The organism is Saccharopolyspora gregorii, assembly GCF_024734405.1.
Classification (GTDB): Bacteria; Actinomycetota; Actinomycetes; order Mycobacteriales; family Pseudonocardiaceae; genus Saccharopolyspora_C; species Saccharopolyspora_C gregorii.
In genome coordinates this window covers 6192595-6213400 of sequence record NZ_CP059556.1, presented here as the reverse complement: position 1 = coordinate 6213400, position 20806 = coordinate 6192595, and the positions used below count along the sequence as shown (strand labels likewise).

At 72.1% G+C, this 20806-nt stretch carries 23 protein-coding genes and 1 tRNA gene; 18 read left to right on the top strand and 6 right to left on the bottom strand.

Annotated features, from left to right (window positions below; all coding sequences use genetic code 11):
• The first annotated feature begins 41 nt into the window (after positions 1–41).
• From H1226_RS27465 to H1226_RS27450, 4 genes are all read left to right on the top strand, one after another.
• Positions 42–698: a response regulator gene (locus tag H1226_RS27465; protein ID WP_258344301.1), complete on the top strand. Its 657-nt coding sequence runs from the start codon at positions 42–44 to the stop codon at positions 696–698.
• A gap of 96 nt (positions 699–794) precedes the next feature.
• The gene (locus H1226_RS27460; RefSeq protein ID WP_258344299.1) at positions 795–1595 is read left to right on the top strand and encodes an HAD family hydrolase; all 801 of its coding nucleotides are present in this window, start codon (positions 795–797) and stop codon (positions 1593–1595) included.
• 183 nt (positions 1596–1778) lie between these two features.
• A complete protein-coding gene (locus H1226_RS27455; RefSeq protein ID WP_224967337.1) occupies positions 1779–2729 on the top strand; it encodes an ABC transporter ATP-binding protein in 951 nt (316 codons plus the stop codon).
• Entirely contained in the window at positions 2726–3451 is a 726-nt protein-coding gene (locus tag H1226_RS27450; protein ID WP_258344298.1) for a hypothetical protein, read from the top strand. Before H1226_RS27455 ends, H1226_RS27450 begins: the two co-directional genes overlap by 4 nt.
• Before the next feature lie 448 nt (positions 3452–3899).
• On the opposite strand, the gene H1226_RS27445 is transcribed toward H1226_RS27450, so the two are convergent.
• Positions 3900–4364, bottom strand: a complete 465-nt coding sequence (locus tag H1226_RS27445; protein ID WP_224960085.1) for a universal stress protein — start codon at positions 4362–4364, stop codon at positions 3900–3902.
• Positions 4365–4587: 223 nt separating this feature from the next.
• On the opposite strand from H1226_RS27445, the gene H1226_RS27440 reads away from it, so the two are divergent.
• Positions 4588–5157 carry a hypothetical protein gene (locus H1226_RS27440; protein ID WP_258344291.1) on the top strand — a complete coding sequence of 190 codons (570 nt, stop codon included), beginning with the start codon at positions 4588–4590 and terminating at the stop codon, positions 5155–5157.
• A 37-nt stretch (positions 5158–5194) separates the two neighbouring features.
• Positions 5195–5908, top strand: a complete 714-nt coding sequence (gene trmB, locus H1226_RS27435) for a tRNA (guanosine(46)-N7)-methyltransferase TrmB (protein WP_258344289.1) — start codon at positions 5195–5197, stop codon at positions 5906–5908.
• Positions 5909–5966: 58 nt separating this feature from the next.
• Here the strand turns inward: trmB and H1226_RS27430 are convergent, their stop codons facing one another.
• Both H1226_RS27430 and H1226_RS27425 read right to left on the bottom strand, forming a co-directional pair.
• A complete protein-coding gene (locus H1226_RS27430; RefSeq protein WP_258344279.1) occupies positions 5967–6110 on the bottom strand; it encodes a hypothetical protein in 144 nt (47 codons plus the stop codon).
• A 93-nt stretch (positions 6111–6203) separates the two neighbouring features.
• Complete coding sequence (locus H1226_RS27425) at positions 6204–6872, bottom strand: ABC transporter ATP-binding protein (protein WP_224967333.1); 669 nt, start codon at positions 6870–6872, stop codon at positions 6204–6206.
• 179 nt (positions 6873–7051) lie between these two features.
• Between H1226_RS27425 and H1226_RS27420 the strand changes: the two genes are divergently transcribed.
• The 5 genes from H1226_RS27420 (at position 7052) to H1226_RS27400 (ending at position 12202) form a co-directional block, all read left to right on the top strand.
• Complete coding sequence (locus H1226_RS27420; protein ID WP_258344276.1) at positions 7052–8776, top strand: sensor histidine kinase; 1725 nt, start codon at positions 7052–7054, stop codon at positions 8774–8776.
• 31 nt (positions 8777–8807) lie between these two features.
• On the top strand, positions 8808–9467 hold the full coding sequence (locus H1226_RS27415; protein ID WP_224960076.1) for a response regulator transcription factor: 660 nt from the start codon (positions 8808–8810) through the stop codon (positions 9465–9467).
• Positions 9468–9571: 104 nt separating this feature from the next.
• Positions 9572–10903 (top strand): amidohydrolase family protein, encoded by a 1332-nt coding sequence (locus H1226_RS27410; protein WP_258344264.1) that lies wholly within the window; start codon positions 9572–9574, stop codon positions 10901–10903.
• A gap of 101 nt (positions 10904–11004) precedes the next feature.
• Entirely contained in the window at positions 11005–11595 is a 591-nt protein-coding gene (locus tag H1226_RS27405) for a DJ-1/PfpI family protein (RefSeq protein ID WP_258344262.1), read from the top strand.
• 43 nt (positions 11596–11638) lie between these two features.
• Complete coding sequence (locus tag H1226_RS27400; RefSeq protein WP_224960070.1) at positions 11639–12202, top strand: flavoprotein; 564 nt, start codon at positions 11639–11641, stop codon at positions 12200–12202.
• Between the two features lie 179 nt (positions 12203–12381).
• On the opposite strand, the gene H1226_RS27395 is transcribed toward H1226_RS27400, so the two are convergent.
• Positions 12382–13158: an alpha/beta fold hydrolase gene (locus H1226_RS27395; RefSeq protein WP_258344261.1), complete on the bottom strand. Its 777-nt coding sequence runs from the start codon at positions 13156–13158 to the stop codon at positions 12382–12384.
• On the opposite strand from H1226_RS27395, the gene H1226_RS27390 reads away from it, so the two are divergent.
• The gene (locus H1226_RS27390; RefSeq protein WP_258344258.1) at positions 13129–13452 is read left to right on the top strand and encodes a TetR family transcriptional regulator C-terminal domain-containing protein; all 324 of its coding nucleotides are present in this window, start codon (positions 13129–13131) and stop codon (positions 13450–13452) included. The genes H1226_RS27395 and H1226_RS27390 overlap by 30 nt on opposite strands.
• Before the next feature lie 77 nt (positions 13453–13529).
• Here H1226_RS27390 and H1226_RS27385 read toward each other — a convergent pair.
• Positions 13530–13600: transfer RNA gene (locus tag H1226_RS27385), tRNA-Gly, on the bottom strand.
• Between the two features lie 81 nt (positions 13601–13681).
• On the opposite strand from H1226_RS27385, the gene dcd reads away from it, so the two are divergent.
• The 5 genes from dcd (at position 13682) to H1226_RS27360 (ending at position 17473) form a co-directional block, all read left to right on the top strand.
• Positions 13682–14266: a dCTP deaminase gene (gene dcd, locus H1226_RS27380; RefSeq protein WP_224960069.1), complete on the top strand. Its 585-nt coding sequence runs from the start codon at positions 13682–13684 to the stop codon at positions 14264–14266.
• Between the two features lie 270 nt (positions 14267–14536).
• On the top strand, positions 14537–15943 hold the full coding sequence (locus H1226_RS27375; RefSeq protein ID WP_258344256.1) for a sugar porter family MFS transporter: 1407 nt from the start codon (positions 14537–14539) through the stop codon (positions 15941–15943).
• Between the two features lie 303 nt (positions 15944–16246).
• Positions 16247–16486 (top strand): hypothetical protein, encoded by a 240-nt coding sequence (locus H1226_RS27370; protein ID WP_258344255.1) that lies wholly within the window; start codon positions 16247–16249, stop codon positions 16484–16486.
• Positions 16487–16679: 193 nt separating this feature from the next.
• Positions 16680–17138, top strand: coding sequence for a helix-turn-helix domain-containing protein (locus H1226_RS27365; protein WP_258344253.1), 459 nt, complete (start codon positions 16680–16682; stop codon positions 17136–17138).
• A 2-nt stretch (positions 17139–17140) separates the two neighbouring features.
• Positions 17141–17473: a PIN domain-containing protein gene (locus H1226_RS27360; RefSeq protein WP_258344251.1), complete on the top strand. Its 333-nt coding sequence runs from the start codon at positions 17141–17143 to the stop codon at positions 17471–17473.
• A gap of 69 nt (positions 17474–17542) precedes the next feature.
• On the opposite strand, the gene H1226_RS27355 is transcribed toward H1226_RS27360, so the two are convergent.
• On the bottom strand, positions 17543–19879 hold the full coding sequence (locus H1226_RS27355) for a (Fe-S)-binding protein (RefSeq protein WP_258344246.1): 2337 nt from the start codon (positions 19877–19879) through the stop codon (positions 17543–17545).
• A gap of 439 nt (positions 19880–20318) precedes the next feature.
• Between H1226_RS27355 and H1226_RS27350 the strand changes: the two genes are divergently transcribed.
• Positions 20319–20783: a DUF1707 SHOCT-like domain-containing protein gene (locus tag H1226_RS27350; protein ID WP_258344245.1), complete on the top strand. Its 465-nt coding sequence runs from the start codon at positions 20319–20321 to the stop codon at positions 20781–20783.
• Positions 20784–20806: the final 23 nt, after the last annotated feature.

The window sequence follows — 20806 nt, the reverse complement described above, 5'->3', positions numbered from 1 at the left end:
ACCGGTTCCCCGCGCCCTCCGGGCGCTTAGGGTGGGTGGCCATGATCCGGGTGCTGCTCGTCGACGACCAGGAACTGATGCGCATGGGGTTCCGCATGGTGCTCGACGCGCACGAGGACATCGAGGTCGTGGGCGATGCCGGGGACGGTGCGGAGGCCGTGCGGCTCGCCCGGCGGCTCGACCCGGACGTGGTGCTGATGGACGTGCGGATGCCGGTGCTGGACGGCATCGAGGCGACCCGGCTGATCACCGCCGACTGCGACGCGAAGGTCCTGGTGCTCACCACGTTCGACCTGGACGAGTACTCCCTGGCCGCGCTCCGCGGTGGCGCGAGCGGATTCCTGCTCAAGGACATCCAGCCGAGCGGCCTGGTCGCGGCGGTGCGGTCCGTCGCGGTCGGCGACGCGGTCGTCGCGCCCAGCGTCACCCGGCGGCTGCTGGAGCGGTTCCTGGACACCTCCACCGCCGGCGCCCGGGACCGCGCCGCCCTCGACGTGCTGACCGAGCGGGAGCGCGAAGTGCTGGCGTTGGTGGGCAAGGGGCTCAACAACCAGGAGCTGGCCGCGACCTTGCACGTCTCCGAAGCCACCGTGAAGACCCACGTCGGCCGGGTGCTGGCGAAGCTCGGCGTCCGGGACCGGGTGCAGGCGGTGATCGTCGCCTACGAGACCGGCCTGGTCCGCCTCGGCGAACGCTGAGGCCCCGCCTTGCGCGGCCGCGTGAGATCCGGGCGCGGTGCGCGGCCGCCCGCCGGGTCGGTCCGTTCGCGCTGGTGGACGGCTAGCCTGGGCGGCGTGCCCGATCCCGCATGGAAGCCCAGGCTCGTCGCGCTCGACGTGGACGGAACGCTGCTCGACCCCGACGCGCAGACCATCTCGCCACCGGTGCGGGACGCGGTCCGCCGCGCCGCGGCCGCGGGCGCGCACGTCGTGATCGCCACCGGGCGCAGCATGCTCGGCACGGTGCCGGTGCTGCGCGAACTCGGCCTCACCGGTGGGGTCGCGCTGTGCTCCAACGGCGCGGTGCTGCTCGACGCCGCCACCGGCGACGCGCTGGCCGTGGAGACGTTCGACCCCGCTCCGGTGCACGCGCGCCTCGCGCCGCTGCTGCCCGGGGCGTCCTACGCCGTCGAGCAGGTCGGCACCGGCAGCCTCGTCACCAGCCTGTTCCGCGAGTACCAGCTGCACGGGCCGCAGCGGCTCGCCTCCCTCGACGAACTGGTCTCGGCACCCGTGCCGCGGCTCATCGCGAACTGGGAGGACCACGCGCCGCAGGAGGTCTTCGACGCGCTCGCCGACGCCGAGCTCCCCGGCTGCACCACCACCATCGACCACTACGAGCCGTGGGTGACGGTGGTGCCCGCCGGCGTCACCAAGGGCGCCGCGCTGGAGAAGCTGCGCACCGAGCTCGGAGTGTCCACCGAGGACACCTTCGCGGCCGGTGACGGCACCAACGACGTGCAGATGCTGCGCTGGGCCGCGCACAGCGTCGCGATGGGCCAGGCCCCCGACGAGGTGCGCGCCGCCGCCACCGAGGTCACCGGACCCGTCACCGAGGACGGCGTGGTCGCCGCGCTCGCCCGCTGGTTCCCCTGATCGCGACGGCTGGTCGAACGGCCCGCGGGTAGTACGCAAGAACTACGCGAGCACCTGCCGGAACGGGCCGAACGGCTCAGCCGCCGTGGCCGGACGACCGAGGTGCCGGACCCGCCGCACCGGGCAGAGTTCACCTCGGCGCCCGGACCACCGCCGAGGCGCGCCCAGCACTCGGAGGTCACCATGATCGAGGCGGAAGGCCTCACCAAGCGGTACGGATCGAAGGTCGCGGTCAACGACCTGTCGTTCACCGCGCGACCCGGCACCGTCACCGGCTTCCTCGGCCCCAACGGCGCGGGCAAGTCCACCACGATGCGCATGATCCTCGGCCTGGACCGGCCGACCTCGGGCACCGTGCGCGTCGACGGCAAGCAGTACCGCGAGCTGCGCGAACCGCTGCGCACCGTCGGCGCGCTCATCGACGCCAAGTGGGTGCACCCGAACCGTTCCGCGCACGCCCACCTGCGCTGGCTCGCCCGGTCCAACCGGATCCCGGTCAGCCGCGTCGACGAGGTCCTCGACATGGTCGGGCTCGGCGAGGTCGCGGGGAAGCGCGCCGGCGGGTTCTCCCTCGGCATGTCGCAGCGGCTCGGCATCGCCGCCGCCCTGCTCGGCGACCCGAAGATCCTGCTGTTCGACGAGCCGGTCAACGGGCTCGACCCCGAAGGCATCCACTGGATCCGCCGCTTCATGCGCAGGCTCGCCGACGAGGGCCGCACCGTGTTCGTCTCCAGCCACCTGCTCACCGAGATGTCGCTGACCGCCGAGCAGCTCGTCGTGGTCGGCAAGGGCGAGCTGATCGCCCAGTGCAGCACCGACGAGTTCGTCGCGGGCGCCGGGCTCACCTCGCTGACCGTCCGCTCCCCGCAGGCCGCGCGGCTGCGCGACCTGCTCACCGCCGACGGCGTCCTCGCGAAGCCCGCCGACCCGACGACGCCCGACACGATCGTCGTCACCGGCGCCGAGAGCGACCGGGTCGGCGAGATCGCCGCCAGGCACGGCGTCGTGCTGCACGAGCTGTCCCCGCAGCGCGGCTCGCTCGAAGAGGCGTTCATGCAGATCACCGGGGACGCCGTGGAATACCAGACCGATTTCGGCGACGCGCTCGCCACCGCTGGGAGGGACGCCCGATGACGCTGTTCGCCGTGGAACGCACCAAGCTGTTCTCCACCCGGTCGCCCTGGTGGTGCGCGGCGCTCGCCGTCGGGCTGCCCATCGCCTTCACCGGTGCCATGGCCGCCTCCGCCGACGAGGGACTCTCCGTCAGCGGGGCCATGTCCGGCCACCAGTTCGGGCTGATGGTCGTGCTCGTGATGGCCGTGCTGGCGATCACCACCGAATACCGCTTCGGCACCATCCGCGCCACGTTCCAGGCCGTGCCCGACCGGGCCTCGGTGCTGCTGTCGAAGGCCGCCGTCGTCGGCGTCACCGGCTTCGTGCTGGGCGAGCTGGCCGGTTTCGGTTCCTGGGGGCTCGCCCAGCTGCTCGCCCCCGGGCCCGAACTGGCGCTGGACAGCGCCGACCGGATCCGCGAGGTCGCGGGCGCCGGTCCGGTGTTCGCGGTGACCGCCGTGCTCGCCCTCGGCGTCGGGACGCTGCTGCGGCAGACCGCGGGCGCGGTGACGCTGCTGATCGTGTGGGTGCTGCTCGGCGAATCGCTCATCGCACTGATCCCCAACATCGGTTCCGACCTGGTGCAGTGGATGCCGTTCAACGTCGGCAGCCGCTTCCTGACGACCTTCGACGACCCGAGCTCGGTGCCGCTGGGACCGTGGGCCTCGCTGGCGTACTTCGCGGCGTTCGCGGTGGTCTCGCTCGGCGCGGCGATCTTCGCGGTGCAGCGCCGAGACGCCTGAGCGGCGGATGCGGCGGACGCCACGGCGTTACCCGGCCCGCCCGAGAGGCTGATCACGCCGGAAGATAAGATCTCGGCAAGATCGAGCCGTGATCGCAGTTCCGACCGGAAACCGCTTCGGCCGCACCATCGGCCGTCCTCCGGGGCATCGGAACCCGACCGCGGCGGATCAGGGACCAAGGTGCCGGGCCCGGCTCGACACCTCCGGGGCGGTCCAGCGCTCGCGAGGCGCGAAGACCGTGCGGCACAACAGAATCGACCGACTGCACCAGCGCTCGGGGGCGCCGGCGGTCGGGACGGGGGAGGGCCCGGGCTGTCATTCGGGGGATGGCCCGGGCCCTGTGCTTTTCCCCGTTGATCTTGGTCCGTCCCGCCGCGCCTTCGCCGCGTCCGCCACCGCCTCCGCGCGGGAGGCGCCGTCCGCGCGCGGCAAGTGCCGGAGGACTTCGTCAGATGGCCGGCCGGACCACCAGGACCGGGCAGGCCGCGTGGCGGACGCACTGCTCGGCGACCGAGCCGAGGAGCAGGCCGGCGAAGCCGCCGCGACCGCGGTGGCCCACCACCAGCAGGTCCGCGCCGCGGGAAGCCGACAGCAGCGCCTGCGGTGACGGGGAGTGCGCGATGTGCCGCTGCACCGGGATCCGGGGCTCCGCGCCCAGCCGGTCCCGCACGATCCGCTCCGCCGACTCGTCCACCGATCGCTGGTAGGCGTCCATGCTCGGCACCGCCCCCGGCGGGCAGTCCGCGGGCCGCGGCGCCGTGCGCATGCTCCACGCCCGCACCACGTGCAGCACCGCCGAGCGCAGCTCCGCCTCGTGCGCGGCCACGTCCAGCGCGCGCAGCGAGGACGGCGACCCGTCGAGGCCGACGGCGACCCCGCCGTCCACCTCGACCTGTTGCACGGTGCGTTCCACGTCTCCACTGCACCGCCTTCCGGCCCCGCTGTCGACTCGACCACTCGAACGAGTCCGATATGCGATGGTTCACAACTCGTGGTGGAAACTTCACATGATCGTCTGCCTGTGGTAATGGATAAGGCAGGACGCGTGCCTCCACACCAACGTCGCTGAGGTGCATGCGCCACGTCGGACCGCCACAGCGGTCCGCGTGCTTCCCCCAACAGCAGAGAGGTGGGCCATGGTGCATTCGACCGAGTGCTCGCCGGAGCGGCGCGACCCGCCGCGCTCCCGGCGCGACCAGACCGACGTGCTCCTCGAACCGGTTCCCCGGCTGGAGTGGTCGCTGGCCACGGAGGCGCACCCCGTGGTGGCCGAAGCCGCCGCTCCCGCCTCGCTGCGCCGGAGCTGGATCCACACCGCCGCGGAGCAGAAGGTCCTCGACCTCTACCGCAAGCTGCACGGCTCGGCGAGCAGGCTGCCCGCCCCGTGGTGGCTGCGGGCGCTGGACCGCGGCGAGCTGTCCTCCCGAGCCGAGGGGTTCGCCTTCGAGGACGACGTGCACCGGCTGCTGACCAGCCGCGACGGCTGGGTGTTCGTGCCGTGGGCGGGCACCGGCGAGACCGGGTACTGGGAGTACGCGCCGTCCGAACGCGGCACCAGGCACGCGCCGACGACCGTCGCGCTCACCGACGACCACCCCGGCTGGGTCGAGGTCGTCGCCGCCCACACCGACGGTCCGCCGCCGCCGCTGCCGCTCAGCGGCACCGGCGGGCTGCTCGCCGCGCTGCCGGTCGTCGAATCCTGGTAGCGGCCCTGCCCGGCGGGTTTGCGATACTCACCTCTCGATGAGCACTTCTGACCAGCAGGTCCAGCACCGGCGCACGATCGTCAGCTACGTCCAGCGCGGCGAGCGGATGACCGTCGGCCAGCAGCGGGCGTGGGACCGGCACTGGCCCTCGATGGGCGACTCGGTGGACGCGCTGCCCGCCGGGCCGCTGGACGCGGCGACCTGGTTCGGGCGCGAGGCCCCGCTGGTGCTGGAGATCGGTTCCGGCATGGGTGAGAGCACCGCGCAGCTCGCGGCCGCCGCGCCCGAGGTCGACCACCTCGCCGTGGAGGTCTACAAGCCGGGGCTGGCGCAGCTGCTGCTGCGAGCCGAGCACCTGGAGCTGTCGAACCTGCGGCTGCTGCGCGGCGACGCGGTGGTGCTGCTGCGCGAGCACGTGCCGCCGGGGTCGCTGGCCGGGGTGCGGATCTTCTTCCCGGACCCGTGGCCGAAGAAGCGCCACCACAAGCGGCGGCTGGTGCAGCCGGAGACGATCGCGCTGATCGCCTCCCGGCTCGCGCCCGGCGGGTACGTGCACCTGGCGACGGACTGGGAGAACTACGCCGAGCAGATGATGGAGGTGTGCTCGGCGGAACCGGAGCTGCGCAACCGGTACGCGGCCGAGCCGGGCGGCTGGGCTCCGCGGCCCGAGTGGCGTCCGGTCACCAAGTTCGAGAGCCGCGCCCACGACGAGGGCCGGGAGATCCACGACCTGATCTTCGACCGGGTCTGACTGCGCGGGCCCGGTCGCTCCGCCGACGGGCGGGGTGCGCGGGCGGTGCGGGGAGTGGTCAGGCCGCGTCGTGCACCTTCGGGGTGAGCAGGGCGCGGCCGCGGTGCTCGACGACGTCGGGCAGCAGCGAGCTCACGGCCATCAGCAGCAGCACGGCGACCGCTCCGATGGTGCCGAGCGCGGTGGCGGCGATGGTCAGCATGGTGGTACCTCCGGGTCGGCGATCCCCACCAGCTTCACCGCCCGGCCGGGTCGGCCGGATCGGCCGAACGGCCGGTCCACCTCCTACTTCCGGTCAAGCCGCGACCGCGAGCTCCGGCGCGCGCTCGCCGAGCCGCAGCACCTGCTCGGCGCGGGCGAGCAGCGCGGGGTCCGCGGTCGCCAGCACCACCGCGATGCCGTGGGCGCGGGCCGCGTCCAGCAGCTCGGCGGTGGTGGACGCGGTCAGCTCCGGGGAGTCCGCGAAGATCACGCTGGGCCGGTGGGCCATCGCCCGCGCCACGGTCAGCCGTTCCGCCTGGGCGGCGGAGAGCTGCCCGGGGAAGCGGTCCCGCACCCGCTCCAGGCCGAAGTCGCGCAGCATCCCCGCGGCGCGGTCCATCGCCGCGGCCCGGTCGGCCCCGGCCAGCATCTGCGGCAGCGCGCAGTTCTCCGCGGTGGTCAGCTCGGGGACCAGCATCCCGTCGGCGAACAGGAACCCGAAGCGGCGCTGCCGCACCTCCCGCAGCTCGTGATCGCCGAGTTCGTCGATGCGCACCCCGTCGAACAGCACCGCCCCCGCGTCCGGGCGGCGCAGTCCGGCGAGCACCTGCAGCAACCACGTCTTCGGCTCGCGGGACGGGCCGTCGAGCGCGGCGACCGTTCCGCGGGCCAGTGCGAAGTCCACGCCGAACAGCTGCGGGAACGTGGTCAGGTTCCGCGCCTCCAGCAGGGCCGTCGAGGGGTGTTCCGGTGCAGCCGCCACCGCGATCTCCTTCCGCCGGCCGGTCCGCACCGGCCGCCACTGCGCTTCCGGGGAACACGTTCTCGTGCGGTGGCGGTGCGGCGCGTCGGTCGGGCGGACACCGTTCGATGTCCGATCGGGCGAGGTTTCGGACCATTCGGCCGGGACCTCCCGCGGGTACCGGGGATTAGGGTCGCGTCGTGAGTTCCAGCCCGACGCCCGAGATGTCGGCGCAGCGACTCGGTCGTCTCCTGCGGGCGCCGTGGTTCCTCGCCGCGCTGATGACGTTGTCGTGTTCCGCGGACGTGGTGCTGCTGATCCAGCACGGCGGCACCGCGCCGATCGCCGTGCCCGGTGCCGCGCTGCTCGCGCTGCTGGCGGTGCGGGGGCGCCGGCATCCGGTGGTGTGCTCGGCCGCCGCCGCGGCCGTGCTGGTGCTCTCCAGCGCGGTGATCCGGATCGCCGGCGCCGCACCGCCCTCGGTGGGGCTGGAAGCGATCCTGGCCACCGAGAACCTGGCGTTGATGCTGCTGGTGCTGTTCGCGCACCGCCGGTTGCCGCCGATGAAGGCGCTGCCGGTCACCGCCGGGCTCGTGCTGGCGTGCATCGGTTCGGTGTACCTGCGCGGGAACATGCCCTCCGCGGGCGGGCAGTTCGTCGCCCTCGGGGTGCTGCAGCTGATGCTGGCGGTGGGCACCGGGACGTACGTGCGCGGCTGGCAGCTCAGCACGGCCTCGACGCCGCTGCGGGAGCTGCTGCGCCGCCAGTGGCCGATGATCGCCGCGCTGTCGGTGCTGCTGTTCCTGGACACCGGGACCGCGTTCGAGGGGACGGCGGAAACCCTGGTGCCGCTGCTGGGGTCGCTGGTGCTGGCCGCGCTGTCGGTGCTGACGCCGCTGCGACCGGTGGAGATCACGCTGCTGGGCGCGACCGGGGCGCTGTGCATGGGCGGCGCGGCCCGGGTGGTCGGGAACTGGCCGACGCACGCCGGGCTGATGGACGACGTTCCGGTGACGGCGGTCGCGGCCGGGATGCTGATGATGGCGTACCTGGTCCGCTACGCCTCCAGGCGGCGGGCGGTGTTCGGTTGTTCGGTGCTGGTCGGCGCGGTGCTGGTGGCGGCGGCGGTGGTCCCCGACAGCCCGTTCTTCTGGGGCCGCGGCTCCGCGCTGGACCTGCTGATGCTGGGTGGCCTGCTGCTGGTGCTGGCCGTCGGTTCCGGGCTGTACTTCCGGGCCAGGGATGGGGAGAGGACTCGCACGGTGGAGAGCGCGGTGGAGCAGGCGCAGCAGGCGGAACGGCTGGCGCTGGCCAGGGAGCTGCACGACGTGGTCGCCCACCACGTCACCGGGATCGTGGTGCAGGCGCAGGCCGCGCAGATGGTGGCCGCGCAGAAACCGGAGGCGGCCGTGGAGGCGATGGAGCGCATCGCGGGCAGCGGCACCGAAGCGCTGGTGGCGATGCGCAGGCTGGTGGCGAGCATGCGCGGCGCGGAACCCGCGGGCACCAGCGGCGTTACCGAGCAGGCCACCACCGACCTCGCCGCCGACCTCACCGCGCTCGCCGAGGGCGCTGGCCCGAAGGTGTCGCTGCGGGTCGAACTGGACCAGGAGGTGCCGCAGGAGGTCGCCCGCTCCGCGCTGCGCCTGGTGCAGGAGTCGGTGACGAACGCGGGCAAGCACGCCCCGGACGCCACCGAGATCCAGGTGGTGGTGCGGTCTCCGCAGGAGCACGTGCACATCCGCGTCACCGACAACGGTTCCGGCAGCCGCGCCGCACCGGCGGGTGGCTCCGGAGGATACGGTCTCGTCGGCATGCGCGAGCGGATCGAACTGCTCGGCGGCCGCTTCAGCGCAGGACCGGTGCCGGGCGCCGGCTGGCGGGTCGAGGCGTGGCTCCCGCTGGCCGAACGCGACGCCGGCTGAGCGCGCGGTGCACGACGAGGAGGGGAAACCGATGATCCGGGTGCTGATCGCGGACGACCAGGAGATGGTGCGGGCCGGTTTTCGGATGATCCTGGAGTCGCAGGACGGCATCGAGGTCGTCGCCGACGTCTCCAACGGGCTCGACGCGGTGAAGAAGGCGCGGGAGCTGCGCCCGGACGTGTGCCTGATGGACATCCGGATGCCCGGGCTGGACGGCCTGGAGGCCACCAAGCAGCTCGCGGGCCCGGACGCCACCGATCCGATCAAGGTGGTCGTGGTGACCACCTTCGACCTGGACGAGTACGTGGCCTCGGCGCTGGCGAACGGGGCGAGCGGCTTCCTGCTCAAGGACGCGGGTCCGGCGCTGCTGATCGAGGCGATCAACGCGGCCTCGCGCGGGGACGCGCTGGTGTCGCCGCAGATCACGGTGCGGCTGCTGCAGCACTTCTCGAAGCCGCCGGAGCGGCCGCGGCGCGGGGTGCAACCGCTGCGGGAGGAGCTGACCGAGCGGGAGCTGGACGTGGTGCGGGCCACCGCGCGCGGCCTGACGAACGTGGAGATCGGCGGCGAGCTGTTCATGTCGCTGTCCACGGTGAAGACCCACCTCGCGGCGGCGCAGACGAAGATCGGCGCGCGGAACCGGGTGGAGACGGCGTCGTGGGCGTGGCGCAGCGGTCTCATGGAGGACTGATCACCCGCGGGTGAGCGGGCCGGTCGCACCGCACCGGTATGTCCACAGTGGACTTCATGCGACCGGCTTTCCCCGGCGGTGCGCCGCTGCGGCAGAATGCGCGCATGCCGACCGCCTTGCGCCTGCACGCCCCGATCGCCGTTCCCTGCGACGCCGACTGCTCGGTGATCCGCGACGCCGTCGTGGACGTCGACGAGCACGGCCGCATCGGCTACTGCGGCCCGCGCGAGGGCGCACCGCCGCGCGCGCAGGAGACCGCGGTGCGCGAATGCGGCGGGATCCTGCTGCCCGGCCTCATCAACGCGCACGCGCACAGCCCGATGACGCTGCTGCGCGGCATGGGCGGCGACCTGCCGCTGCTGCGCTGGCTGCGCGAGGTGATCTGGCCCGCGGAGGCGCGGCTGCGGCCCGCCGACGTCCGCGCCGGCATGGAGCTCGGCTCGGTGGAGATGCTGCGCGCCGGGGTGACCACCAGCGCCGAGATGTACTTCTCCGGCGAGTCCGTGGCCGAAGCGGTGCTGGCCGTCGGCTCCCGGGTGGTGCTCGGCCCGGCCGTGATCTCCGCGCCCGGCCTGGAGGGCATGGGTTCCTGGCAGGGCATGGTCGAGGCCGTCGACCGCTGGATCGACGCGGACGGCCTGCGGTTCGGGCCCGCCGACCGGATCGAGCTCGGCTACGGCGCGCACTCCGCCTACACGCTGCCGCCGGAAGCGCTGCGCCGCATCGGGGAATCCGCGCAGCAGCGCGGAGCCCTGGTGCAGACGCACGTCGCCGAAGCCGCCGACGAGGACCGGGAGCAGCGGGAGCGCCACGGCTCGGTGCCCGCGCTGCTGGACTCGCTGGGCGTGCTGGACGGCCGGGTGCTGGCCGCGCACTGCGTGCACCTGTCCGACGCGGACATCGAGCTGTTCGCCGACCGCGGGACGGGCATCGCGCACTGCCCCGGTTCGAACGCGAAGCTCGCCTCCGGTACCGCGCGGCTGGTCGACCTGCTCGCTGCGGGAATCCCGGTCGGCCTGGGCACCGACGGCCCGTCCAGCAACGACGACCTGGACCTGTGGGAAGAGGTGCAGCTGTCGGTGATGCTGGCCCGGCTGTCCACGGGGGACGCGATGGCGCTGACCGCACCGGGCGCGCTGCTCGCCGCGACCAGGGGCGGGGCGGCCGCGCTGCACCGCGACGACATCGGCTCGCTGGAACCGGGGAGCTGGGCCGACGTCGTGCACCTGGACGTGGACGACCCGGCGTTCGCGACCGGCATCGACACCCCTGACGAGCAGCTGCTGTCGAACCTGGTGTGGGCGGCCGGTTCCCGCTGCGTGCGCGACGTCTGGGTGGCGGGCGAGGAGGTGCTGCGCGACCGGGAACCGACGCGCGTGGACCGGCGGGCCGTGCAGGCCGCCGCCCGCACCGCCGCCCAGCACGTGCGCGGCTGAACCGGGTTCCCCGGGAACCTTCCGCGCCGCCGGAGCGACTCCTCCAGCAGCGGCGCCGCGCGGGACCGGAGCGGTCGCGGGCACGAGGTGAGGAGCACGGCATGGCGAAGCAGATCGGGATCCTGCTGTTCCCGGACGTGGAGGAGCTCGACGCGCTCGGGCCGTGGGAAGTCCTGTCGTTCTGGACGCGGACGTTCCCCGCGGACGGCTACGAGGTGCGCACGTTCTCCCCCGACGGCGGTGAGATCGCGTGCGCCAAGGGCCTGACCGTCCGATCAGGACACTCGTTCGCCGATGTGCCGGAGCTCGACGTGCTGCTGCACCCCGGCGGCCAGGGCACCCGGCCGATGCTGCGCGACGCGGAGCACCTCGCGTGGGTGCGGGAGCAGCGCGCCGCGGTCCCGCTGCTGACCAGCGTGTGCACCGGTTCGCTGGTGTTCGCCGCGGCGGGCCTGCTGGCGGGGCGTCCCGCGACGACGCACTGGCGCTCGCTGGAGCTGCTGGCGGAACTGGAGCCGACCGCGCGGGTGCGCCCGGACGACCGCTTCGTCGACGACGGCGACCTGGTCACCGCGGCGGGGATCTCGGCGGGCATCGACCTGGCGCTGCACCTGGTGTCCCGGCTCGCCGGGGTGGAGCGGGCCCGCGAGGTGCGCCGCGGCATCCAGTACGACCCGCGGCCGCCGATCTGATCGGACCGGCGCGCGGGGCGGCGGCGTCGGCGATGATGGCGGCATGATCGACACGACGCGCACCTTGGCCCTGATCGGCTCGGCCGCGGGCGGGGTGGAGCACATCCGCGCCGAGCTGGTCGAACCCGCGCTGTCCCGCGGCTGGCGGGTCGCGGTGACGCTCACCCCGACCGCGGGCGCGTGGCTCGCGGCTTCCGGGGAACTCGACCGGATCGCGGAGCTCACCGGCCTGCCGTGCCGGGTGGCGTCGCGGATGCCGTCCGAACCCAGCCCGCACCCGCCGATCGACTGCTACCTGGTGTGCCCGGCGACGGCGAACACGGTCAGCAAGCTCGCGCTCGGCCTCGGCGACAGCCAAGCGCTGACCACCGCGGTCGAAGCGGTCGGCGCGGGCACGGCGCCGGTGGTCGTGTTCCCCACGGTCAACGCCGCGCACCACCGCCACCCGGCGTGGAAGTGGCACACCTCGGCGCTGCAGGACGCGGGCGTGCACCTGCTGACCGGCGAGCGGTGGTGGGCCGCGCACGAACCGCGCAGCGGGCTCGGCCAGCAGATCCCGTGGCGCCGCGTCCTCGACGAGCTCGACCGCCTCGTGCCGCCCCGCTGAACCGGGACGACCGCAGGTACGACGAAGGCCCAGCTCCGATGTGGACATCGTGCGAGCTGGGCCTTCGCATCGTGGGAGCGGATGACGGGAATCAGTCCGCGTTCCGGGTGCTGAGCGGAGGATCCGGGCGCGGCGCGCGGCGTCGCCGTTCGTCGCGTCCGGCCCGGGGCGCTGTCGAACTAGATCTGTTCGGGGTCCGGCAGCTCTGCCCAGAAGTTCGTCAGGGCCTCGGCGACCGGCGCCGGCGTCTCCTCGGGCCACCAGTGGCCCACGCCTTCGAGATGCGCTGTTCGCGCGCCTGCTCGCCGCGCCGCCCACTCGTGCTGCACCAGCGTCCCGCTGGCTCGCTCGAAGTCGTCGACGGCGATGAGGGCGAGCCCCGGACGTTCCGCGGCGCTCGGCAGCAGCCGCCCTGCTTCGGACATCGCGGGCTGTCGTGCCGACCGCAACAGCTTGAGGGCGGCGCGACCCATCTCGGGATCCATGCCCGCCGCGACCCGCTCCGCCATGCGGCCGGTCATGCCGAGGGCCGACGCGACCGCGAGGCGCTGCTCCAGATCGCCGCCCCACAACTCCCGCACCGAGGCTTCCCCCGGCCCCTCCTGCTGCCACACCTGCGCCCGCGGATGCCATTCGTAGTCGGGCGCGAACACGCCGAGCGCATCGGAGGCCCAGCTGCGGATCAAGTCCGGACGGCTCATCGCCAGGGCCGCGACGTGGATTCCGCCCCAGTCGTGACCCACCAGGTCCACCGGGGCGCGGAACAGCTCCAGCTGGGACGCCAGCCAGCCTCGATAGGCCGTCATCGACGAGTCGAAGCTGCGGGGCGCGGGGACGCCGAACCCGGGCGGGGACAGGACCACCGCGTCGGTCCGATCGAGTTCCCCGATGAGCGGTCCCCAGATGGTCGCCGTCTCGGGGTTGCCGTGGACGAGGACGAGCGGAGTGCGCGGCACGAAGCCACCTCTCAACCCGACTTGGCCCCGATCTTCCGCGAGCGCGACGCCGCCTTCCGCGCCGACCTGCGCGCCGACGTCGAGGCCGGCATCGCGGGCGGTGTCGTCGATCCCGGCCTCGATCCCGACGATGTCGCGGTCGCCATCGTCGGACAGCTGCGCGGGATCGCCCTGCAACTGCTGCTGGACCCGGGTGGCGTCGACGTCGATCAGGTGCGCCGCAGCGTCACCGGGTACTGGCGCCAGGTCCTCGCCCCGGAACCCGCCGGCCGCGCGGATCAGGAGGGGCGCTGAGGTCCCGTCTCCGGGAAACGACGAAGGCCCAGGCTCGGCGGGGAAATCCTGCCGATGACCTGGGCCTTCGTGTTCTGAGCGGATGACGGGAATCGAACCCGCGTATTCAGCTTGGGAAGCTGATGTTCTACCATTGAACTACATCCGCACTCGCCGTTCCCGGCGCGGCCAACTCTAGCACGGCAGGCGGCCGAAGATCGCCAGGGGGCCTCCGGATACGCTTGCCCACGTGCTGCTGAGCGACCGGGACCTGCGTGCAGAGCTGGACCAAGGACGACTCGAACTCGAACCGTTCGACGTCGCCATGATCCAGCCGTCCAGCATCGACGTCCGGTTGGACCGCTTCTTCCGGGTCTTCGACAACTCGAAGTACACCCACATCGATCCTTCGCAGCAGCAGGACGAGCTGACCTCGCCCGTGGAGGTCACCGGCGAAGATCCGTTCGTGCTGCACCCCGGCGAGTTCGTGCTCGGCTCCACCTTCGAAGCGGTGCGGCTGCCGGACGACCTGGCCGGGCGGCTGGAGGGCAAGTCCTCGCTGGGCCGGCTCGGGTTGCTCACGCACTCCACCGCCGGGTTCATCGACCCCGGGTTCACCGGGCACATCACCCTCGAACTGTCGAACGTGGCGAACCTGCCGATCACGCTGTGGCCGGGCATGAAGATCGGGCAGCTGTGCCTGTTCCGGCTCTCCAGCCCCGCGGAGCACCCGTACGGCACTACCCGCGCGGGTTCCCGGTACCAGGGCCAGCGCGGGCCCACGCCGTCGCGCGCGCACCTGAACTTCCAGCGGGTCGACACCCGCCGCGACTGACGCCTCCGCACGCCGTGCCGCCGAGGGCGGGCCGTTCGCCGAACGGCCCGCCCTCGGCGTGGAATGTCCTGTTCTCGCAGGCAGGAGGGCTCGTGCGGCAACGTTGCGTGCGCACGCGACTACCACGTGACCGATTCAGTCGCCACGGTGAGCATCCTCACCCTGAATCGAGGAAGAAAAGAGGTGGTTCAGACCCTAAAGTCCCCAGAGCCCGGCGCTCTCCCCAGGTGTGCAGCGAGGCAGACCGGCGAGCGGGCACAGGAGAACTCGATGTCGGTTACGCAGTCGCGCGACCCCGGTGCCTCGACCGGGCACCTGGGGCACGTCGTGATGATCGCGAGCGCGGCGGCGCTCGGCGGTTTCCTCTTCGGCTACGACACCTCGGTGATCAACGGTGGGGTCGACGCCATCCAGAGCTACTTCCAGGTCGGTTCCGCGATGACGGGGCTGGTCGTCTCCTCGGCGCTGCTGGGGTCGGCGGTCGGTGCCGGCATCGCCGGTGGACTGGCCGACCGGATCGGCCGGATCCGGGTCATGCAGATCGCCGCGGTGCTGTTCGTGATCAGCGCGATCGCCTCCGCCGTCCCGTTCGCCATCTGGGACCTGGCGATCTGGCGCATCGTCGGCGGCATCGCCATCGGCATCGCGTCGGTGATCGCGCCCGCCTACATCGCGGAGGTCGCGCCCGCCGCGTACCGCGGCCGGTTGACCTCGTTGCAGCAGCTGGCGATCGTGCTCGGCATCGCGCTGTCCCAGCTGGTCAACTACGGGCTGGCCGAGGCCGCGGGCGGCAGCGCCTCCAACGAGCTGGGGCCGCTGCAGGCCTGGCAGTGGATGCTCGGCGTCGCGGCGGTGCCCGCGCTGGTGTACCTGGTGCTGGCCTCGATGATCCCGGAGTCGCCGCGCTACCTGGTGGCCGCCGGCCGGGACGACAAGGCCCGCGAGGTCCTCAGCGGGATCGAGCCGGGCGACGTGGACGGCAAGATCGCCGAGATCCGGCGGGTGCTCGGCGAGCGCAAGCCGCGGTTCTCGGACCTGCGCGGCGGGTTCGGCGTGCTGCCGATCGTCTGGGTCGGCATGGCCATCGCCGCGCTGCAGCAGTTCGTCGGCATCAACGTGATCTTCTACTACTCGTCCTCGCTGTGGCAGTCCGTCGGCATCGAGGAGAGCAGCTCGCTGCTGCTGAGCCTGTTCACCTCGATCGTGAACATCGTCGGCACGTTTATCGCGATCGCGCTGGTCGACAAGATCGGGCGGAAGCCGCTGCTGGTGATCGGTTCGATCGGCATGGCCGTCTCGCTGGCGGTCACCGGTTGGGCGTTCAGCTTCGCGGAGGTCGTCGGCGAGGACGCGGTGCTGCCACCGAACTGGGGCGTGGTCGCGCTGATCTCGGCGAGCGCGTTCGTGCTGTTCTTCGCCGCCTCGTGGGGCGTGGTGCTGTGGGTGCTGCTCGGCGAGATGTTCCCGCCGCGCATCCGCGCCGCGGCGCTGGCCGTCGGCACCATGACGAACTGGGTGGCGAACTGGCTGGTCACGGTCAGCTTCCCGAGCCTGCGGGACTGGAACCTGCCCGCGACGTACTTCATGTACGCGGCGTTCGCGCTGATCTCGCTGGTGTTCGTGCTCCGCTACCTCAAGGAGACCAACGGCCGTTCCCTGGAGGAGATGGGCAGCTGACCGCTCCCCCTCCACCCGTCTCGAAGGCGCCCCGGGCACCCCCCGGGGCGCCTTCGCGCGTGCGGTGTCCGCCGCTCCGCGCCGCGGTGCGCTCAGGTCGATCGCGGTCGCGGCCACCCGGCCCGGGGGCTGATCACCGCTCGTGGCCAGTGGTGTCGAAGTCCCCCCGTTCTCGCGATTAGGACCACCGGGACGGGTGGCAGATCGACGTGGAGCGCGCTGAGTCGACCTTCACCCCGTAGGACTGGATTCGGCGATCGACACAGCTCGGCGCCACACCCACAGGACGACGGAGAGGTAGTCATGCAGCTCTCGAAGTTCGCGAAGACCGCAGCCACCGCCGGAATCATGCTCGGCCTGAGCGCCCTCGCCGCCCCCGCGGCGCTCGCCGACGGGTACGTCACCAACAACCAGGACGGCACCAACGTGGGCGTGCACCAGAGCGGGGTGAACGGCAACGGCGTCGGCAACGGCAACAGCAAGGCCGGTTGGCACAAGGGCATGCCGGTGAGCGACTTCGTCGCCGGGAAGATCGCCGGCTGACGAACGCGCACCGCGCGACCCGGTCGCGAACCCCGCCACCTCACCGGGGTCGGACCGAACGGAGGAGGGGCAGGCCCACCGCGGGCCTGCCCCTCCTTCTCGGTGCGAGTATTACGTTTGTTTCGTTTGTTGCGGATACTGCATGTGGTCTGGAGATGGTTCGGTTCCAGCCGTCGTACAGGAGGGATTCGGCATGAACTCGCTCGCGCTCGACCCGATCCAACCTGACGGGGCCGATGCGGCCGTCGCTGACGAAGCGCTGCAACGGATCAAGGGCTACCTCGGCAGGCATCAAGATCAGCGCCGCATTCCGCTCGTCGTGGAGGACGACGGGTGCGAAACGTTGGTCGTCCCCCGTGGCGCTGTCGAACTGCTGGCCCGCGTGCTCGCCCACATGGCAGCGGGTACCGGCGTGTCCGTCGTGCCGTCCCATGCCGAGCTGACCACTCAGCAGGCGGCGGAGATGCTCAACGTGTCGCGTCCGTTCCTGGTCGGGCTGCTGGAAGCCGGGGAGATCGACCATCGGAAGGTCGGCACGCATCGCCGAGTCCGGGCTGAGTCGGTCCTCGCCTACTTGCGCGAGGACGACAAGCGTCGCCGCGAGGCCGCCGACGAGCTGACCCGGCTCACCCAGGAGATGGGACTCGACTGACCGTGGCGTTCACCGTCGTCTACGACGCCGATGTCCTGTACCCGAGCACGCTGCGGGACTTGCTGATCAGGCTCGCGCAGGCGGGGCTCGTGCAGGCCAAGTGGACGGATCAGATCCTGGACGAGACGTTCCGGAACACGCAGCGGAACCGCCCGGACCTCGATCCGCGGAACCTCGATCGCACGCGCGAGCTGATGCTGAGGGCGGTGCGGGACTGCCTGGTCAAAGGCTACGAGCCGCTGATCGACGTGCTCGATCTGCCGGATCCGGACGACCGGCACGTGTTGGGGCGCGACGGGCTGGTGGAATCGACGGCCGCGTTGCAGGCGATGTGAGCTTCGGGCGGTGCTGAAACGAGAAGGGGCAGGCCCGCGCGGGCCTGCCCCTTCTTCGTTCGGTGCGGATCAGTTCTCGGACTTGTCCTGGTCCGGGAGGGGGGTGCCGGTCGGCTCGGCGTCGGTGGGGACGTCGGCCTTGCCGTTGGCTTCGGCCTCGCCACCGGTCTCAGCACCGCCGGTCTCCGCGGAGCCGTCGGCGACCGGGGCGGAGGCGCCGTCGCCACCGCGCTTGACCGAGGACAGCAGCAGCTGCGCGACGTCGACGATCTCGACGCTCTCCGAAGCCGCCCCTTCGTTCTGGCGGGCGGTGAGGCCGTCGTTGAGCATCACGCGGCAGAACGGGCAGCCGGTCGCGATCTTCTGGGGCGCGGTGCCCAGCGCCTCGTCCACGCGCTCCACGTTGATGCGCTTGCCGGTGCGCTCCTCCATCCACATCCGGGCGCCGCCGGCGCCGCAGCACATGGAGCGGTCGCCGTGCCGCGGCATCTCGCGGAAGTTCGCGCCGGAGGCGCCGACCAGGTCGCGCGGCGGCGTGTAGACCTTGTTGTGGCGGCCCAGGTAGCAGGGGTCGTGGTAGGTGACGTCCTCGGCGATCGGGGCGACCGGGACGAGGCGCTTCTCCCGCACCAGCTTGTTCAGCAGCTGGGTGTGGTGCACGACCTCGAAGTTCCCGCCGAGCTGCGAGTACTCGTTGGCGAGGCTGTTGAAGCAGTGCGCGCAGGTCGCGACGATCTTGCGCTTGCCGGGCTCGCGGCCCTCGAACACCGAGTTCAGCACCTCGACGTTCTGCTGGGCGAGCATCTGGAACAGGAACTCGTTGCCCGCGCGCCGCGCCGGGTCGCCGGTGCAGGTCTCCTCGCCGCCGAGCACGGTGTACTTGACCCCGGCCATGTGCAGCAGTTCCGCGACGGCGCGGGTGGTCTTCTTGGCGCGGTCCTCGAAGGCGCCCGCGCAGCCGACCCAGAACACGTACTCGGTGTCGTCTTCGAGCTCACCGTCGAAGACGGGGACCTCGAAGTCCAGGTCCTCGGTCCAGTTCAGCCGGTCCTTGGCGTTCTGGCCCCACGGGTTGCCCTTGTTCTCCAGGTTCTTGAACATCCCGCCGAGCTCGGTCGGGAAGTTCGACTCGATCAGCACCTGGTAGCGGCGCATGTCGACGATGTGGTCGACGTGCTCGATGTCCACCGGGCACTGCTCGACGCAGGCGCCGCAGGAGGTGCAGGCCCACAGCACCTCGGGGTCGATGACGCCCATCTCGTCGGGGCCGCCGACCAGCGGGCGCTCCGCTTCGGCCAGCGCCAGCGCGTTGATGCCCGCGAGCTTCTCCTCGGCGCCCTCACCGGTGATGCCGACCTCGTCGCCTGCCATGTCCTTGCTGCCACCGGCGAGCAGGTACGGGGCCTTGGCGTAGGCGTGGTCGCGCAGCGAGGTGATCAGCAGCTTCGGCGACAGCGGCTTCGCGGTGTTCCAGGCGGGGCACTGGGACTGGCAGCGACCGCACTCGGTGCAGGTCGTGAAGTCCAGCCAGCCCTTCCACTTGAAGTCCTCGACCTTGCCGACGCCGAAGACGTCCTCGTCCGGGTCGGCCTCTTCGAAGTCGAGCTCCTTGCCGCCGGACATCATCGGCTGCAGCGCGCCCAGCGCCCGGCCGTCGCCGGCCTCGCGCTTGAAGTAGATGTTGAAGAACGCGGTGAAGCGGTGCCAGGCCACGCCCATCGTGATGTTCGAGGCGATCACGATCACCCAGATCATCGCGGACAGGATCTTGAACCCGGCGAAGATCGAGATGGCGGCGGTGCTCGACGGGAGGATGCCGCCCAGCGCGTAGGTCAGCGGCGAGGACCAGAACGGCGCCTCGAACAGCCCGGAGGCCTGCTTGAACGCCCGCAGGCCCATGATCCCGAAGCCTTCGAGGACCACGACGGCCTCGACGAAGTACGCCTGGCCGAAGTTCGAGCCCTCGAACCGGGACACCCGATCCGCGCGGCGCGGGTGGTTCAGCTGGCGCACCCCGATCAGCCAGAACCCGCCGAGCACCGTGGTGATGCCCAGCAGTTCGACGATCAGGTTCCACGGGCCGAACCAGCTCAGCAGCGGGGTCTCGAAGGTCGGCACGAAGACCTCGAAGTAGGCCTCCAGCACGCTCAGGCTCAGGCCGCCGAAACCGACCATCACGAACCAGTGCGCGACGCCGACGTGGCCGAACTTGAGCATCTTGGTGTGGCCCAAGATCTCCTTGACCATGTTGCCGAACCTCGCCCCGAACGGGCCGCGCCTGGTCGGGTCGGGTTGTCCGAGGCGGATGGACGAGATCATCCGCCGCACGGTCCTGACGACCATGACCACCGCGACGGCCGTCACGGCCAGGCAGATCAGGCCCAGGACCAGCTGCAGAGCACCCATGCTCGCGGCCTCCATGTTCGGGGGTTGTCCGTTTGAGGAGCGTACGCCTTATTACCGATCGGTAACCAGCGGGGCTCCGGCGTGGTGGGAACGGGGTGATTCTGCGCAACGCCCTGCCGAAAAACTAGTTGGGCGATCGTGCAGCTTTGCGCGTGGGGGGATGTTCGCCGTGGTGGCGGCCACCGCGCAGTGGCACCGAGTGCCGCGTTCTCGCTGCTGGGCGCGACGTCCCGGCCCGCTCCGCGCCACCGCCGGGCGGCCGACCCCGCCGTGCGCCGCCCGGCGCGGGCGGGTGCGACGTTCGCCACTTATCGCCCGCACCGGCCGCAACCTGATCGACGCGGCCACCCGCGGAGGTGCCGCGGCGTATCCTGGATGTCTCTCGGATGAGCGGCGACCGCCCTGGTCGCGACGTCATCGAGATCATGGGGGAAAGACGATGGACGACGCCGAGCAGCCCGCCGTGCGCGCCTCCGACGCCGACCGCGAGCAGGTCGCCGAGCGGCTGCGGGCGGCCTTCGGCGAAGGCCGGCTGGGCCTGGCCGAGTACGACGAGCGGGTCCGCGACGCCTACGCGGCCGTCACCCGGGCCGACCTGGTGCCGCTCACCGCGGACCTGCCCGCCGCCGCGGAGGCCGCCGCACCGCCCGCGAAGCGGTCCCGCGCGCCCCGGATCCGCAAGGAGTGGCGGGACTGGGCGCAGACCGGGTTCCTGCTGGTCGGGATCTGGGCGGTGATCTCGTTGGCCGGCGGCGGCCCGATCTTCTTCTTCCCGATCTTCCCGCTGGGCATCTGGGCCGTGGTGCTCGTCTCGCAAGCGCTGTTCGGGCACGGCGACTCCGACGGCTCCGGGGACGACGAGAACGGGGACGGCGAGCCGGCTGCGCGCCGGCTGGAGCGCTGACCGGTCCTGCCCCGCCCGCCGGG